Source organism: Marinitoga sp. 1135 (assembly GCF_013363245.1).
Classification (GTDB): Bacteria; Thermotogota; Thermotogae; order Petrotogales; family Petrotogaceae; genus Marinitoga; species Marinitoga piezophila.
The window spans coordinates 99,423-114,485 of the sequence record NZ_LBEZ01000019.1; the positions used below are offsets into that span (position 1 = coordinate 99,423).

A 15,063-nucleotide genomic window follows, 5' to 3' on the forward strand; every position below is an offset into this window, starting at 1 on the left:
ATGCCGGTAACTGTGCTGGTTGTAGATGATTCAAAATTTGATAGGATTATTTTAAAGGATATGCTTGAAAATCTGGGATATATGGTTGTTGGAGAAGCAGAAAATGGAAAAGAAGCTGTAAAAGAGTATTTTAAAACAATGCCAGATATAGTTTTAATGAATCTTATGATGCCTGTTATGAATGGTATAGAAGCTATGACATTTATACTTGAGAATGATCCATCGGCGAATATTATAGTTACATCATCTTCAAGTGAAAAGAAATACGTTACCGAAGCAATAAAAAACGGTGCAAAGGATTTTCTTGTTATTCCTATTAAAGAAAAAAAGTTAATAGAAGCAATAGAAAACATATTATCAGCAAAATAGCGGGATTTACTCCCGCTATTTTTATTTCACATTTTCATAAAAAGTTTTGACAATTAATGTCCATAATTCTGCAGTTCTCGGAAAGTTAAATCCTCCGCCGCCTAATAAGATTACAGGAAATTTATTTTTCTTTGCACATCTTGCCAGTACAACTGATATGGATTTATAAAACCTTTCGCTAAGGTTTATTGATGACATTGGATCATACATATCACCATCTACACCCATTTGAATTATAAGCATTTCCGGTTTAAAGAATCTAATTTCATTTGGAATTGTGGATAAAACCCTTGTCATAATTTCCTGTTCGGATTCACCAGGAGTTATTGGAATATTAAGGTTTGTTTTTTTATTTTCAGAAGTAAATCCGCTTACATATGGATATTGTGTAGAAGGATCCTGATGGATAGATATGGTATACACAGAATCATCGTTTAAAAAAGCTCGTTGTGTTCCATCGCCATGATGAACATCCCAATCAATTATCATAACTTTTGAAAATCCTTTCTTTTGAGCATATTTAGCGCCAATAACAACATCATTGAAAATACAGAACCCTCTTGCTCTATTTTCAAAAGCGTGATGCCAACCTCCACAGAGGTTAACAGAAATTCTTGCATCATCAGTAATTGAATTTATTGCTGTTAATGTTGCGCCAACAGAAAGCCTTGCAGGATTATACATGTTTTTTACAGGTGTTTCAGCAGAACCGCCAATATTTTCTTCAATACTTTTTATATAATCTAAAGTATGGAATAAAGCTAATTCCTCTTTTTCTGCGTATTCTGGAGAAATTAAATTATATTCCAAATCTTCCTCTTTTTTTAGTCTTTCAATACCTTTTTTGCACCTGATACTTCTCAAAGGATGACCGGGACCAAAATCATATTCCATCAATCTTTCATCCCAGATAATATTAATCATAAAATCACCTCTCATTATAGAAAGTTATATTTTCTGATAATATATATTTATTGTAGATAATTATATTATACCTCAAAATTAATACATTTTTCTTCGAAAAGCTATATTAACAAAAGTTGAATTTTATATTTTTATGTGATAAAATCAAAATAATTAGCATAACAAACTTTATGTTGTGCATAAACTTATACGAGGGGGGATAAAATGGAATTCTTGAGCGTCGGGGTACCAGAAGATATAAAAAGGGAATTAAGTGTAGGTAATATTGGAAATGCGTTGTATTTAATTAATAAAATGCTTGAAAGAGACTTGCCAGATTTATTGCGTAAACGGTTAAATTATGAAAAAGAAAGAATAAACAGATTAATACTTGATTATCCATATACAATAGAAGAGGCACGTAAAATTGCAAAAGAAAGAATTAGAGGATTTAAAGATATAGGATTTGAAGAATTGTTTCAAAAAGGGGAATTGGATTATATTATAATTGATGGGAAAGCATATTTTGAAAAAAGATTTGCATATAATATAGGGTTTAAATTTGAGAAGTATAAAAAGTTTGTGAAAAATGATGAAAGTTCCTTAAAAGCGCGGGAATTGCTTCATAGTAGATTGGACGAAATTATAAAAGAAAATTCACCTGCTAAAAAATATAATGTTAGAGCAAAAATTAAAATTTCTCCTATATATGAAAATATTAAAGGTGATATAATAAAAGCATGGTTACCTTTACCAGATGAAAAATTCCAGGTAAAAAATGTAAAAATTCTTGAAACAAGTCACGAAGAGTATAAAGTTTTTAATAAAAATCTTCAAAAAACAATATATTTTGAAGATCTGACAAAAAATCAAAAAGATTTTTTTGTTGAATTTGAATATGAAATTTCAGAACTGATAAATAATATCGATCCTGAAAAAGTAAAAGAAGGTTATCCTGCGGAATATAAAAAATTTCTTGAAGAGAAGCCACCACATATTTTATATACATATTATTTAAAAAAACTTACTAAGGATATTATTGGAGACGAGAAAAATCCATATCTAAAAGCTAAAAAAATATATGACTGGATTACATTAAATGTAAATTATTCATATGTAAAACCATATAGCATATATGAAAATATTCCTCAATTTGTGGCAACAAATCTAAAAGGTGATTGTGGTTTTCAGGCATTACTGTTTATCACCCTTTGTAGAATAGCTGGAGTTCCAGCACGATGGCAGTCAGGTTGGTATATAAATAAATATTTTGCATCTCCGCATGATTGGGCATTATTTTATGTTGAACCATATGGCTGGTTACCAGCAGATTTGTCTTTTGGGGGAGCAAGACGAAATATCCCTGAATATAGAGAGTTTTACTTTGGAAATCTTGATGGTTTTAGGATGGTTGCAAATAATGATTATTATGAAGACTTTGAAAATAAAAAGTATTATAGAAGCGATCCATATGATAATCAGGTGGGGGAATTAGAAACGGAAGTTGAAAATATTTATTCAAATAATTATGAATATAAAATTGAGGTCATAGAATTTAAAAGGGGGGAGAAAAATGAGTAAAATAAAAAAAATTACATTTGAAGTAAAAAAATACGAGTTTCATAAACCATTTCATGTTACAGGTAGCATTTCAAATTATGCAACAAATATAGAAGTTGTTTTAGAAACGGAAGATGGTGCAAAAGGATATGGCGAGGCTTCACCCTCATTTAGGGTAAATGGTGAAAAGGTTGAAGCGTTATATGCTTTGGAATCTTCTATAAATGAATTATTAGTAGGTATGGAAGTTAGAAATTACAGACAGATATTTGATTTAATGGACAAATACTTTGCATCTCCAAGTATTAAAGCTGCTGTCCAATACGCTACACTTGATGCATTTTCAGAAGAAATAAATGTTCCAGTTTATCAAATCTTAGGTGGTGCAAGAACAGAGATTGAAATTGATAAAACTGTAAGTATAGATACAGTCGAAAATATGGTTAGAGATGCTGTTGAAATATATAATGCCGGTCATAGGGTAATAAAAATAAAGGTAGGTGAAGATTTAAAGAAAGATATAGAAGCTGTTGAAGAAATAGCTAAATTAACCAGTGGAGCAAAATATATAGTTGACGCAAATATGGGTTATACACCAAAAGAGGCTATTGAATTTGCAAAGGTATTATATTCAAAAGGGATAGATTTAGGGTTATTGGAACAACCAGTAAAGGCTACCGATTTTGAAGGATTAAAATTTGTAAGATACAATTGTCCATTTCCTGTTGGTGCAGATGAGAGTGCAAAAACTAAATATGATATTATGAGATTAATAAAAATGGAAGCTGTAGACTTTATAAACATTAAATTAATGAAATCAGGTATTTCCGATGCTTTAGCTATAGTTGAAATGGTAAAATCTGCTCATTTACAATTAATGATAGGTTGTATGGGTGAATCAAGTGTTGGAATTAATCAAAGCGTTAATTTTGCGCTTGGAACAGGAGCTTTTGTGTATCATGATCTTGATTCAGCATTACTTTTAAAAGAAGATACCTTTAGAGGGAAATACATTTCAGAACCACCAGTATTCAAAGGAATATAAAACAGATAAAATTTATCCAATTTTAACATGATACCTCTTGACTTTTTGGAGAAAATAGGATATAATAAATTTGTATTAATTACAATTTTATAACTAATTAGGAGGCGGGATTATGAAAAAATATGTATGTACAGTTTGTGGATATATTTACGATCCAGAAGAAGGAGATCCAACAGCAGGTATTCCAGCAGGAACATCATTTGAAGATTTACCAGAAGATTGGGTATGTCCAATGTGTGGTGTAGGTAAAGACTTATTTGAAGTACAGGAATAATAATTAATTAAAGAGGTGCTTTTTTAAGAAGCACCTCTTTTTTATCACCAGATATATTTTTCTTTTAAAATATCCTTTGTAGCTGTTATAACCTGTTGATATTCCTTTTTAATTTCAGGATATAACAATTCAGGGTCAATGGTAAGAATTTTTTCTTTAAAACTTTTTATAATTTCATCTTTAATAATAACCTTATTTTTAAATAAGTCAAGATATTCTTTTATTTTCAATTTTGCGTTATTATTATACTCTTCAATTCTTTTGCTTTCAAGAATATTTAATTTTTTAATTTCGTCTTTTAATATATTGTATTTCTTTTCATTAAAGGGGTTTTTAATAAGTTTATTAAACGAATAATTAATGTATTTGATATCTTTCTGGAAGTTTATATTGTATCTTCTTGAATTTAAATCTTCATACTCAATCTTTACTATTTCTATAAACTTATCAAATACCTTTTCTGTTAACTTTGAAAATTCTGTATTGAGAGTTTGATCATTCGAAAGTTGTCCTTTTTGTATATAATTCCATATTTCATTATATCCTTCAACCATATTTATTAATTTAAAATCATCACTATCAATAAATTTATTAAGGTTTTTAATTTCGTCTATAATAAGCATTTTCTTTTCGGAATTTTTAATTTCCTTTGTTATATCCATTTGTATTTTTGAGAAATATGACTGAATTCCGGAAATTTCAGCGTTTATATTCTTTATGTCTTTTACGAGTTTATTAATATTTGAATTGTTAATCTTTAAAGAGGTTTCAAGAGAATTTATTTTTTTATCAATATTCTCAAATGATTTTTTTAGAGTTATAAAATCATTTTTATTAATAAAACTGGAATTGATTTTATTATTGAGATTTTTTATGTTGGATAAAATTTCATTATTATTACTTGATAAACTTTCAAAATTCTTTGAAAGCTGTTCTATTTTAGAATCGAGAATATTTAATTTATTAATATATTGAGCATAAAAGTCATCATTTTTAGAATTCTTTGTAATATTGATAATGGAAGATGCAATTTTAGAAATTAAAATGTCCTGTTCTTTTTGTTTTTTATTAAGATCAGAAATAAGATAATTAATCTGGTTTAATTTTTCCTCAATACTTTCAATCTTTGAATTAAATTCTTTGGAAATTACAGGTTCAGAGGTATTTTTATTCATATTATTAATTATTTGAGTGCTTTCAAGTGTTGAGAATTTTTTTTGCAATTCATCTTTTATTGAAGTAACAATATCCTCTTTTAAAGAATTATAATCAATATTAACTGGTTTAATTTCAAATTTTTCAAGATTTTTTAAAGCATTTTCCAATCTATCGATAGTATTATTTAAAGCTTTTGTGTCTAATGATTTTAAAGTATCCTTTGTTTCGGCGAGATCGAGTTCTATATCAGGAATTTTCCTTACATTAGAATTTATTATATCAAGTATTTGGAAGTTATTATTTAATTTTTCTAAATTTGTGTTTAGTGTTCCAAGAGAAGAAAGATTATATTCTATATTATTTAAACGCTCTAAAATTATGGCTTCATTTTTATAACGTATGGAAATTACATAAATAATAATTCCTATAAATAATATATTTAGAAACAACATAAACCTGAGGAGTTTTGTGAAATTTTTGTTTTCCTCAATATTGGATTTATTCTTTTTGTTTGGTGATGGTGTATTGGACATATTTTTTACTTCAAGATTTTCATTTCTTTTAAATTCAGTCATTCTATTAAGTCCTCCTTCCCGGTTTTACTACTAGTATTATATCATACTTATTTTGATTTTTATTCTTTCTTTAAAATAATAGTTTTCCGTTTAATTAATTTTTGTTATTAGCATTGATTATATGTTATTGAATGAAAATATAAAAGAATAAATACGATTGAAAATATTTTTTTATGAAAATCTTAAAATATTTATAAGATTAAATTTGGTATAATATAATTTGACAAATTTTTGGAGGTGGAAAAATGCAAAAAGATGAAAAAAAGGTTTCTTTGTTTAATTCATTTAGTTTTAAAATAGGTATATTGATAGTTTTTTTATCAATTACACCTTTATTAATAACTTCTTTTGTATTAAACTATTCAATAAAAAAGCAGGAAAAGATTATTTCGCATAATTTTGAGAATCAGATTAATATTATACAGGAGAGTTATAAAAAACAGTTTGAATCGTATAATAATTTATTAAAAACACAAATTGAAAAATATAATAAAGATATAACCTCTCAGGTTGAATTATTGCAAAAGGATATAAATGGAAAAATAGAAAAATATTTTCTTGAAAATTATGATAATACATTAGCTACATTGTTTTCTGTTTTTGAAAATAAAATAAAAGAAAATACACAAAACCTTGGCGATTTTCTAAATGCAATTTCCAGAAGTGAAAAAATAAAAGAAAAAGCAGCTTCGAGAAGTATATCGATAATAGAAAGATATAAAATTTTACAACCATATGTTGAATTAAATAAATTTGATGGATTGCAACTGTGGCTTGTTAATCCAAAAGTCTTTACCAGAAAGAATGCATTTACAATAAATATAAAAGATACAACATATAAAATTCAAAGAAAAGCAGAAAGCTATTCTCCGGGTAAAGATACATTAAAAAAATTAAATATAACAAATATTGTAAAAGAAGAAAGTAAAAATATTATAGAAAACAATATCTCGTTTGGGAAAAATGAAATTATTACCATTGAAAATAAACCGTATTATGTATCAATAGTACCTGTTTATGATCCTGTTTCAACTCAAAAAATAGTTGGGATATTGGTTGGATTAAGAGCTTTTGATTATAATGATATAGTTTCTCTTGGAAATCTAATAAATGCATATATAGTTGTATATGATAAAAGTGGGAATCCGCTATTTGGAAATATTCCAACATCAGGATTAAAATTTAAACCTTCAAATTCCAATAAGTTTATTACAGAAACATTATTGAAAAAGAAGGCAAGAAGTTATTATACACAATCAAAAATTCTTCCTGATATGTATATTCAAATATCAAAGAATTTAATAGATACAAAGACAGATATCAATATTAATTTAAAAAGCGACTTTGAATTACCACCATTTAAAACAGAAAGTATAGATCTCAATTTGAAAATAGACATGAGCAACGTTTTACAGCTTATTGCAGTAATTATATTAATAATAATAGTGATTTCAATAATTACATCTATAGCAATAGGAAATAGACTTTCTCGGGATTTATCTCTTGTGGCAGATAATCTTGATAATATCTCAAAAGGGAATCTTAATAATATAAAACAATTACACAAAAAGAAAAACGATGAAATAGGGTTAATGATGAATAAAATACATGAAACTCTGGATTTTCTAATTAAAATGTTTAAGGATTTAAATGAAAATGTACAGAGCTTAAATAAAGCTTCAGATGAAATAGATGAATCCTCTGAAAAACTTGAACATACAAAAGAATCAATAGAAAACATAGTAAATAGCGTTCAATCCCTTATGAGTAATCTCGAAGATTTTATAGATTCTCTTGAAAATAGCATAGAAGTATTATTTGAAAATAGCGGAAACCTTTCAAACGAAGCAAATACAATTGAAGCTACAATTGATAAATTAAGTGAATTTAATACAGTAACAGAAAAATTGACCTTTGATACAAAAGAAACAACAAATGTGATAAATAATTTAATTTTAAATCTTGCAGAGAATTTCAATGAATTTACAGTGAAGGTAAATCAAATTTCAGATTTTGTTGTAAAAATTACTGATATAGCAAAACAAACAAATCTTCTTGCATTAAATGCGGCAATAGAAGCAGCAAGAGCCGGTGAAGCTGGTAAAGGATTTGCTGTAGTTGCAGATGAAATAAGAAGTTTATCTGAAGAAACCAATGATACAGCAATAGATATTGCGAATCAGGTAAAAGTAATAACAGAAGATATGAAAAAATTACTGGAAGAAGTTCAGTCATCGAAAGAAAATGTTGTTTCACTTGAAAATACAATGTTGAAATTTGAAAATGGAATGAAAGAAATAAATGAATTAACCAATGAACTTGATAAAGTATTTGATGTATTAAAGAGTATAATAGAAGACCAGAATCAAATATTAAACTCATTTGATTCAAGAAAAAATGATTTAAACAATTTTGTTGAAAGCTCGAAAAAAGAAATATTAGGATTTTCTGAAGTAATAAACAATGAAACTCAAATAATAAATACTCTGATAGCCCAATCAGAAAGATTACAAAAAAGTTCAGAAAAGCTTACATCTATAATTTCATTTTTCAAAGTCGATTAAACTTGGTTAAAAGAATTTAAAGTTGATTATTGAAAAAAATCTAAATTTATGATATAATCCCTCTATACAATATGTATAGGGGGTGTTTTTTTATGAATCATGAAGATGTGTTAAGGATTGTCGAAGCTGAAAAGGTGAAGTTTATCAGATTGCAGATTACAGATATTAATGGTCTGCTGAAAAATGTAGAAATACCTTGGGATGAACTAAAAAATTCCTTTGAAAAAGGAACGATGTTTGATGGCTCATCTATTGAAGGTTTTGTAAGAATCGAAGAATCAGACATGTATTTAAAACCGGACCCGGAAACATTTGCAATCTATCCATGGACAGACAAGGGGTATAAATCTGCCAGAATTATATGTGACGTTTATACAGCTGATGGAAAACCGTTTGAAGGGGATCCTAGATATCGATTAAAAAAAGTATTATCCAGATTAAAAGAACATGGATATGAAGGTTTTGTTGGACCAGAACCAGAGTTCTTCCTTCTTCCCAAAGATCCTCAGACACATAAACCTATCCTTCAATTCCTCGATAATGGAGGTTACTTTGATCTTCTTCCTATTGATCAGGGTGAAGAAACAAGAAAAGATATAGTTCTTGCCCTGGAAGATATGGGAATAAATGTTGAAGCTTCCCATCATGAGGTTGCCCCTTCTCAACATGAAATTGATTTTACATATGATGAAGCGCTAAAAACAGCAGATAATATACAGACATTTAAATTAGTTGTAAAAACAATAGCATTATTAAGGGGATTACATGCAACATTTATGCCAAAGCCATTCTTCGGCGTCAATGGTTCAGGAATGCATACACATCTCAGTTTATTTAAAGATGGAAAAAATATATTCTTTGATCCTGAAAATGATTATGAATTAAGCGATGAATTAAAATACTTTGTAGCCGGTGTATTAAAACATATAAAAGCGATAACCGCTATAGCCAATCCTACAATTAACAGTTATAAACGTCTTGTTCCGGGATATGAAGCTCCTGTAAATATAGCCTGGTCACCAAGCAATAGAAGTGCGTTAATTAGAGTTCCAGCAGCAAGAGGAAAAGGAACCAGAATTGAAGTAAGGAGCCCTGATCCAACAGCAAACTCATACTTATTATTAGCAGCTTTATTTGCAGCTGGTTTTGAAGGTATTCAGGAAAAATTGGAACCACCAAAACCTGTAATATCGAATATTTACCATATGACACCTGAAGAGAGGGATAAAATAGGAATAGACCATCTTCCTGGCAATTTAAAAGAAGCAATTGAAGAATTGAAAAAAGATGAATTAATGAAAGAAGTATTAGGAGAGCATATATTTGAAAAATATATTGAAATGAAGGAACATGAGTGGAAAGAATTTTCAATTAATGTGACTGATTGGGAAATTAATAAATACTTATGGATTATGTAACATTTTTCTATTATAATATAATATGGTTTTAGGGACCTACAATCGGCTGGGTCCCGCGCAACGGGAACCCGCGAACCTGGTCAGGCCCGGAAGGGAGCAGCCATAAGCGGTACTTCCTGTGTGCCGCGGGGGTGCCCAGCCATCTTTATTTATAAGGGGGATTTTTATGAATATAAATAAAAAGTTTTTTCTTTTTTTTATAATCTTTATACCTGTTTATCTGTTTTCGTTAAATCTTGGGATATATTCAGATGGAATATTTCTTGAAGAAACATACAATAACGTTAAAGTAAAGGGAGGATATCCCACTTTTGGTGTATCGTATTTTACAAATACATCGTTAACAACATTTGATATTACAGCAGATTTTAATCTTGATAATCCGCAGTTAAATAATTATGTCTCTGCAACATTTGGAATAAAAACAAACAATTTAAACATTTATTCAGGAATAAGCAATACATTTAATGAAATATCTTCGCGAGATTCCACCACTACGGCAAATATAGGTAATATAATGGCTTATTCAGGAATTCTTCTTGATAGTTATCCGGTATCTGCATATTTACAGTTAAACTTAAAAACATTAAACTGGATAAAAACAGGAGATATAATTACCACATTACCTGCAATTAGAGGAACATTTGAAGATACGTTGTTAATAACTTTTGGAATAAAATATAAAGTACAGATAAATGCAAATAATATAATTATATTTTTCAATTTTGGAAGCAGTTATATAAGTTTTCCAAATGGGTTGACATTATATCAATTTCAAAAGAAATACAATTTTGGAGTGTTAGTTGATTTAAATGAAATCATTAACACTGAGAATCGGGAGGAATAATTTAATGCGTGAAAAAAATGAGAGGATTTTTGGACCTGAAGATTTAAGGGATTTAACGCCGGAACAGGTAATAAAATTATATGGTGAAACAAATAAAAAAAAGAAAGTTGAAAAGAAAAAACCAACAACCTTTCAACATTATTATGTGGAAAATCCAGAATCTGAGTTAAGGGTAAAAGAATTGGAACTCAATTTAAAAAATGGACACACATATATATTTAAAGCACCTACAGGTGTTTATGGAAAAAAAGACATAGACAAAGCTACAAAGGTATTACTTGAATATGCAGAAATAGAAGGAAAAAAAATACTGGATATAGGATGTGGCTATGGAGTAATTGGCATTACATTAAAAAAAGAATATCCTGATATTGAAATATACATGAGCGATATAAACAAAAGAGCAGTTGAATTTTCAAAGATAAATGCAAAAAATAATAATGTTTTTGCCGATATAAGGCAGGGATATTTATATGAGCCGTGGGAGAATGAGAAATTTGATCAAATAATTTCCAATCCGCCAATTGTAGCCGGGAAAAAAGTATGGATGGCATTAATTGATGGAGCATATGAACATTTAAATAATGAAGGTTCATTGCAACTTGTTGCTTTTCACAATAAAGGTGGAAGTAGAATAAAAGAATATATGAAAAAGGTATTTGGAAATGTAATTGAATTAACCAAAAAAGGCGGAATTAGAGTATACAAATCGGTGAAAGAAAAATGATAGAAGTAAAAAATCTTTTTTTTGGATATGAAAATAAAACAATATTTAATAATTTTACTCTCTCTTTTGAACCACGGGTTCCCGTGGGGTTAGTTGGTGCAAATGGAAGCGGTAAGTCTACATTACTAAGAATGATGTGTGGTATTTTAATTCCACAAAAAGGTGAAATATATTATAACAACACAAAAATAAATCATAATGATATAAATTCTCTTTTGTTTTTAAAAAGAAATGTTGGATATATATTTCAAAATCCAGAAAATCAAATAGTTGGAGTTACAGTAGAAGAAGACATAGCTTTTGGATTGGAAAATCTTGGTCTTGAAAGAGAAGAAATGAAAAAAAGAATAAAATGGGTACTTGAAGTAACAGAATTAATAGGCCTTGAAAAAAAGGATCCAAATACGCTTTCCGGAGGTCAAAAACAGCGATTGGCAATAGCTTCGATAGTTGCCATGCAACCTGAATATATATTAATGGACGAACCAACAACCATGCTTGATCCAGAAGGAAGAAAAGAAATATATAAAGTAATAAAAAATCTGATTTCAATAGGGAAAACTGTAATAATAGCTTCTCATCATGCAAGTGATTTAAAGGTTGTCAAAAAAATTATAGCTCTTGAAAAAGGAAAGATAGCATTTAATGGTGATAGAGAACGATTTTATAACTGGTCTGAAAGCAAAAGGTTTAATGTTGAAATACCTTTTGAAAATATAGTCAAAAAATATACAGGACGAACATATGAAGACATGGAGAGAAAAATATGTCAATAGAAATCAGGGATTTAAACTATACATATGCAGAAGGGACACCATTTGAAAGCATTGCATTAAAAAATATAAACTGGAAAATAATTGAAGGAGAAATGTGGTTATTACTTGGAAAAACAGGTTCGGGTAAAACCACACTTATTCAAAATATTAATGGTTTATTAATACCCAAAAATGGTGAAGTTATAGTAGACGGATTAAAAACATCAGATAAAAACGTTAATATAAAGGATATAAGAAAAAATGTAGGAATAGTATTTCAATATCCAGAAAATCAATTTTTCTTACCAACAGTATTAGAGGAAATTTTATATGCGCCGAAAAATTTTGGAATAGAAATTTCAAAAAATGAATTGCTGGAAATTTTAAAAATTGTAGGATTAACTCCAGAATTTTTAACCAGAAATCCTTTTAGTCTTTCAGGTGGCGAAATGAGAAGAGTGGCAATAGCTTCTGTCCTTGCGTATAATCCTAAATATATTGTATTTGATGAACCTACTGTCGGGCTTGATTATAATGGTAGAAAAAAAATATGGCAGATTATTGAAAATTTAAGAAAAGCAGGTAAAACAATAATAATTGTTACACATTGGATAGATGATTTAATTTCATTTAAGCCGAAAGTTTTACACATTCAAAATAGAGAAATAAGCTTTAAAGGTGAATTTAATGATTTTATAATGCTTGGTGAAGAAGAATTGAAAAAAAGAAGTATCTCACTATCAGAAAAATTGAAATTATACTATTGTTCATTAAAAAATAATATAACGTTAGAAAAATTATTTCAATATTGAAAAGAATAGACGTTGACTAATTAGAAAAATCATGTTATAATACTATCAGTCTTGGGAGGTCGTCTAATGGCAGGACAGCGGACTCTGGATCCGCCGGTGGAGGTTCGAGTCCTCCCCTCCCAGCCATTCACCTAATTTTAGGTACACGCCTGTAGCTCAATTGGTAGAGCGGCGGTCTCCAAAATCGCAGGCTGGGGGTTCAAGTCCCTCCGGGCGTGCCAAAAAAAGTGGGCCATTAGCTCAGCTGGTAGAGCGGCTGACTCTTAATCAGTAGGCCGTGGGTTCGAATCCCGCATGGCCCACCATTTTATTTATTAAAGTCAAAGTGTAAAGCGGAAGCCACCCATATGCTTCCCACCTCGGGCAAATAAGCCGTCAGGGGTTTATTATTTAGCGTATAATAATATATCTGGGAAATATATGGGTGGATTCTATCCACCCATTTTTGTTTATTTTTTTTAATACAAACGAACAGGAGGGATAAGTATTAAAAAATCGAAAGATACAACGATTAGAAACGAAGACATTAAGGCGAAGGAATTAAGGGTTATTGGAAGTGATGGAAGTCAACTGGGAATAATGGAAACAAAAAAAGCATTACAGTTAGCTTATCAGGAAGGACTCGATTTAGTATTGGTTGCACCTAATTCCAATCCACCTGTTGCCAAAATTATGGATTATGGAAAATACAAATACGAAAAGGAAAAGAGAGAAAAGGAAGCTAAAAAGAAGCAGAAAAAACAGCAATTAAAAGAAATGAAGTTCAGATTGAGAATCGATGAACATGATTTTAATACAAAAGTAAAAAGAATTAGAGATTTTCTCGAAGCTGGTAATAAAGTTAGAGCTGTTGTAATGTTCCTTGGTAGGGATATAATGTTTACCGACAAAGGTAAAGAAATATTAGATAGGGTTATCGAAAAGGTTGAAGATATTGCAGAAGTAACTCGAGCGCCAAAAATGGCAGGGCGAGATATGGATATGATTTTATCTCCGAAAACAAAAAAATAATGTTTAAAAAGGAGGAATAATTATGAAAGTTAAAAGACATTCAGCATCAAGCAAAAGATTTAAGGTTACAGGATCAGGAAAAATCAGAATGAGAAGATCAAATGTTGGACATAACACAAGAATTAGAGGAAAAAAGAGAATGAGAAGGTTACACAACTATAAAGATGTTCCAGCAGGATTAAATGAAAAAGTAGAAAGATTACTCGGTTTAAAATAATAAAAATAGAAAGGAGAGAACATAAATGAGAGTTAAAAGAGCAGTTCATGCAAGAAAAAAGAGAAAAAAATATCTTAAAGCTGCTAAGGGTTACAGAGGAGCTTTAAGCAGAAGATATGTATTAGCAAAACAGCAATTCTTCAGATCAGGAAAATATGCATATGCAGGTAGAAAACAGAAAAAGAGAGATTTCAGAAGATTATGGATTACAAGAATTAATGCAGCTGCAAGAAATGAAGGATTAAAATATAACGAATTAATTCATGGTTTAAAATTAGCAGGTGTTAATATCAACAGAAAGATGTTATCAGAACTTGCTGTAAATGATTACGAAGCATTCAAAGAATATGTAACAATTGCTAAAGAAGCTATATCCAGGTAATATAAAAAGCCACCTATAAAAGGTGGCTTATATTTTATATTTATTGTGTTCTCATAAATATAGTATTAATGAGATTGAGAAAATCGGTATATAATATTTTCTCATCACCTGCATAATAAGAAATTGGTTGAATGGTTTTTGTTTTTATTGTTTTATTTACATCAAAAGTAATTTTAAACCTCACATATTTTCCAAAATAATAAGCATCACCCTGAAAGATTACATATAATTTTCCGGGTTTTCTAACGCATTTCCATTCTGGATTAGAGAAAAAAGCATTAAAATATGGTCCGATTTTTTTATCGGGAAATCCATAGAAATTACTATTTTTAATTATTTTAATACATTCATTGTCAGTTAAATTTGTATTATTTAAAAGATCTTTTAGAAACACGTTATACATTATAAATAGCGTAATTGTGACGGTTATAAATGAAGCAGAAATA

At 29.0% G+C, this 15,063-nt stretch carries 16 protein-coding genes, 3 tRNA genes, 1 other RNA gene and 1 other annotated feature; of the genes, 17 read left to right on the top strand and 3 right to left on the bottom strand.

Features of this window, described 5'->3' with window-relative positions; translation table 11 throughout:
* Entirely contained in the window at positions 1–369 is a 369-nt protein-coding gene (locus XO10_RS08700; protein WP_014297208.1) for a response regulator, read from the top strand.
* A gap of 21 nt (positions 370–390) precedes the next feature.
* Here the strand turns inward: XO10_RS08700 and XO10_RS08705 are convergent, their stop codons facing one another.
* Positions 391–1,293, bottom strand: a complete 903-nt coding sequence (locus tag XO10_RS08705) for a deacetylase (RefSeq protein WP_014297209.1) — start codon at positions 1,291–1,293, stop codon at positions 391–393.
* Between the two features lie 204 nt (positions 1,294–1,497).
* Between XO10_RS08705 and XO10_RS08710 the strand changes: the two genes are divergently transcribed.
* The 3 genes from XO10_RS08710 (at position 1,498) to rd (ending at position 4,151) form a co-directional block, all read left to right on the top strand.
* Positions 1,498–2,853 (top strand): transglutaminase-like domain-containing protein, encoded by a 1,356-nt coding sequence (locus tag XO10_RS08710; protein WP_014297210.1) that lies wholly within the window; start codon positions 1,498–1,500, stop codon positions 2,851–2,853.
* On the top strand, positions 2,846–3,877 hold the full coding sequence (locus XO10_RS08715) for an L-Ala-D/L-Glu epimerase (RefSeq protein WP_014297211.1): 1,032 nt from the start codon (positions 2,846–2,848) through the stop codon (positions 3,875–3,877). The genes XO10_RS08710 and XO10_RS08715 overlap by 8 nt, the downstream gene beginning before the upstream one ends.
* Positions 3,878–3,989: 112 nt before the next feature.
* Positions 3,990–4,151 carry a rubredoxin gene (gene rd, locus XO10_RS08720; RefSeq protein WP_014297212.1) on the top strand — a complete coding sequence of 54 codons (162 nt, stop codon included), beginning with the start codon at positions 3,990–3,992 and terminating at the stop codon, positions 4,149–4,151.
* A 44-nt stretch (positions 4,152–4,195) separates the two neighbouring features.
* On the opposite strand, the gene XO10_RS08725 is transcribed toward rd, so the two are convergent.
* Entirely contained in the window at positions 4,196–5,884 is a 1,689-nt protein-coding gene (locus XO10_RS08725) for a hypothetical protein (protein WP_175421405.1), read from the bottom strand.
* A 245-nt stretch (positions 5,885–6,129) separates the two neighbouring features.
* On the opposite strand from XO10_RS08725, the gene XO10_RS08730 reads away from it, so the two are divergent.
* From XO10_RS08730 to rplT, 13 genes are all read left to right on the top strand, one after another.
* Positions 6,130–8,448, top strand: a complete 2,319-nt coding sequence (locus XO10_RS08730; protein ID WP_014297214.1) for a methyl-accepting chemotaxis protein — start codon at positions 6,130–6,132, stop codon at positions 8,446–8,448.
* Positions 8,449–8,540: 92 nt separating this feature from the next.
* Complete coding sequence (gene glnA, locus XO10_RS08735; RefSeq protein WP_014297215.1) at positions 8,541–9,866, top strand: type I glutamate--ammonia ligase; 1,326 nt, start codon at positions 8,541–8,543, stop codon at positions 9,864–9,866.
* A 44-nt stretch (positions 9,867–9,910) separates the two neighbouring features.
* Positions 9,911–10,010: signal recognition particle sRNA small type (ffs, locus tag XO10_RS08740), an RNA gene on the top strand.
* A gap of 22 nt (positions 10,011–10,032) precedes the next feature.
* Positions 10,033–10,713 carry a hypothetical protein gene (locus XO10_RS08745; protein ID WP_014297216.1) on the top strand — a complete coding sequence of 227 codons (681 nt, stop codon included), beginning with the start codon at positions 10,033–10,035 and terminating at the stop codon, positions 10,711–10,713.
* Positions 10,714–10,717: 4 nt separating this feature from the next.
* Positions 10,718–11,440 (top strand): class I SAM-dependent methyltransferase, encoded by a 723-nt coding sequence (locus tag XO10_RS08750; RefSeq protein WP_014297217.1) that lies wholly within the window; start codon positions 10,718–10,720, stop codon positions 11,438–11,440.
* Positions 11,437–12,216 (top strand): energy-coupling factor ABC transporter ATP-binding protein, encoded by a 780-nt coding sequence (locus tag XO10_RS08755; RefSeq protein WP_075780716.1) that lies wholly within the window; start codon positions 11,437–11,439, stop codon positions 12,214–12,216. Before XO10_RS08750 ends, XO10_RS08755 begins: the two co-directional genes overlap by 4 nt.
* A complete protein-coding gene (locus tag XO10_RS08760; protein ID WP_175421406.1) occupies positions 12,207–13,007 on the top strand; it encodes an ATP-binding cassette domain-containing protein in 801 nt (266 codons plus the stop codon). The genes XO10_RS08755 and XO10_RS08760 overlap by 10 nt, the downstream gene beginning before the upstream one ends.
* 52 nt (positions 13,008–13,059) lie before the next feature.
* Positions 13,060–13,133 (top strand) — tRNA-Gln (locus XO10_RS08765).
* Positions 13,134–13,152: 19 nt separating this feature from the next.
* A tRNA-Trp gene (locus tag XO10_RS08770) sits at positions 13,153–13,228 on the top strand.
* 8 nt (positions 13,229–13,236) lie between these two features.
* Positions 13,237–13,312: transfer RNA gene (locus XO10_RS08775), tRNA-Lys, on the top strand.
* A gap of 19 nt (positions 13,313–13,331) precedes the next feature.
* Positions 13,332–13,464, top strand: a sequence feature (ribosomal protein L20 leader region).
* A gap of 53 nt (positions 13,465–13,517) precedes the next feature.
* The gene (gene infC / locus XO10_RS08780; RefSeq protein WP_041638596.1) at positions 13,518–14,018 is read left to right on the top strand and encodes a translation initiation factor IF-3; all 501 of its coding nucleotides are present in this window, start codon (positions 13,518–13,520) and stop codon (positions 14,016–14,018) included.
* Between the two features lie 22 nt (positions 14,019–14,040).
* The gene (locus tag XO10_RS08785; protein ID WP_014297221.1) at positions 14,041–14,235 is read left to right on the top strand and encodes a 50S ribosomal protein L35; all 195 of its coding nucleotides are present in this window, start codon (positions 14,041–14,043) and stop codon (positions 14,233–14,235) included.
* A 25-nt stretch (positions 14,236–14,260) separates the two neighbouring features.
* Positions 14,261–14,617, top strand: coding sequence for a 50S ribosomal protein L20 (gene rplT / locus XO10_RS08790; RefSeq protein WP_014297222.1), 357 nt, complete (start codon positions 14,261–14,263; stop codon positions 14,615–14,617).
* A gap of 40 nt (positions 14,618–14,657) precedes the next feature.
* On the opposite strand, the gene XO10_RS08795 is transcribed toward rplT, so the two are convergent.
* Positions 14,658–15,020, bottom strand: coding sequence for a hypothetical protein (locus XO10_RS08795; protein WP_175421407.1), 363 nt, complete (start codon positions 15,018–15,020; stop codon positions 14,658–14,660).
* Between the last annotated feature and the right edge of the window lie 43 nt (positions 15,021–15,063).

Bases quoted from the DNA above. Each gene is read 5' to 3' on its own strand.
- XO10_RS08745 (WP_014297216.1), top strand. From the start codon at position 10,033: ATGAATATAAATAAAAAGTTTTTTCTTTTTTTTATAATCTTTATACCT.
- XO10_RS08750 (WP_014297217.1), top strand. From the start codon at position 10,718: ATGCGTGAAAAAAATGAGAGGATTTTTGGACCTGAAGATTTAAGGGAT.
- XO10_RS08730 (WP_014297214.1), top strand. From the start codon at position 6,130: ATGCAAAAAGATGAAAAAAAGGTTTCTTTGTTTAATTCATTTAGTTTT.
- rplT (WP_014297222.1), top strand. From the start codon at position 14,261: ATGAGAGTTAAAAGAGCAGTTCATGCAAGAAAAAAGAGAAAAAAATAT.
- XO10_RS08755 (WP_075780716.1), top strand. From the start codon at position 11,437: ATGATAGAAGTAAAAAATCTTTTTTTTGGATATGAAAATAAAACAATA.
- glnA (WP_014297215.1), top strand. From the start codon at position 8,541: ATGAATCATGAAGATGTGTTAAGGATTGTCGAAGCTGAAAAGGTGAAG.
- XO10_RS08785 (WP_014297221.1), top strand. From the start codon at position 14,041: ATGAAAGTTAAAAGACATTCAGCATCAAGCAAAAGATTTAAGGTTACA.
- XO10_RS08760 (WP_175421406.1), top strand. From the start codon at position 12,207: ATGTCAATAGAAATCAGGGATTTAAACTATACATATGCAGAAGGGACA.
- XO10_RS08725 (WP_175421405.1), bottom strand. From the start codon at position 5,884: ATGACTGAATTTAAAAGAAATGAAAATCTTGAAGTAAAAAATATGTCC.
- XO10_RS08710 (WP_014297210.1), top strand. From the start codon at position 1,498: ATGGAATTCTTGAGCGTCGGGGTACCAGAAGATATAAAAAGGGAATTA.
- XO10_RS08715 (WP_014297211.1), top strand. From the start codon at position 2,846: ATGAGTAAAATAAAAAAAATTACATTTGAAGTAAAAAAATACGAGTTT.
- rd (WP_014297212.1), top strand. From the start codon at position 3,990: ATGAAAAAATATGTATGTACAGTTTGTGGATATATTTACGATCCAGAA.
- XO10_RS08705 (WP_014297209.1), bottom strand. From the start codon at position 1,293: ATGATTAATATTATCTGGGATGAAAGATTGATGGAATATGATTTTGGT.
- XO10_RS08795 (WP_175421407.1), bottom strand. From the start codon at position 15,020: ATGTATAACGTGTTTCTAAAAGATCTTTTAAATAATACAAATTTAACT.
- XO10_RS08700 (WP_014297208.1), top strand. From the start codon at position 1: ATGCCGGTAACTGTGCTGGTTGTAGATGATTCAAAATTTGATAGGATT.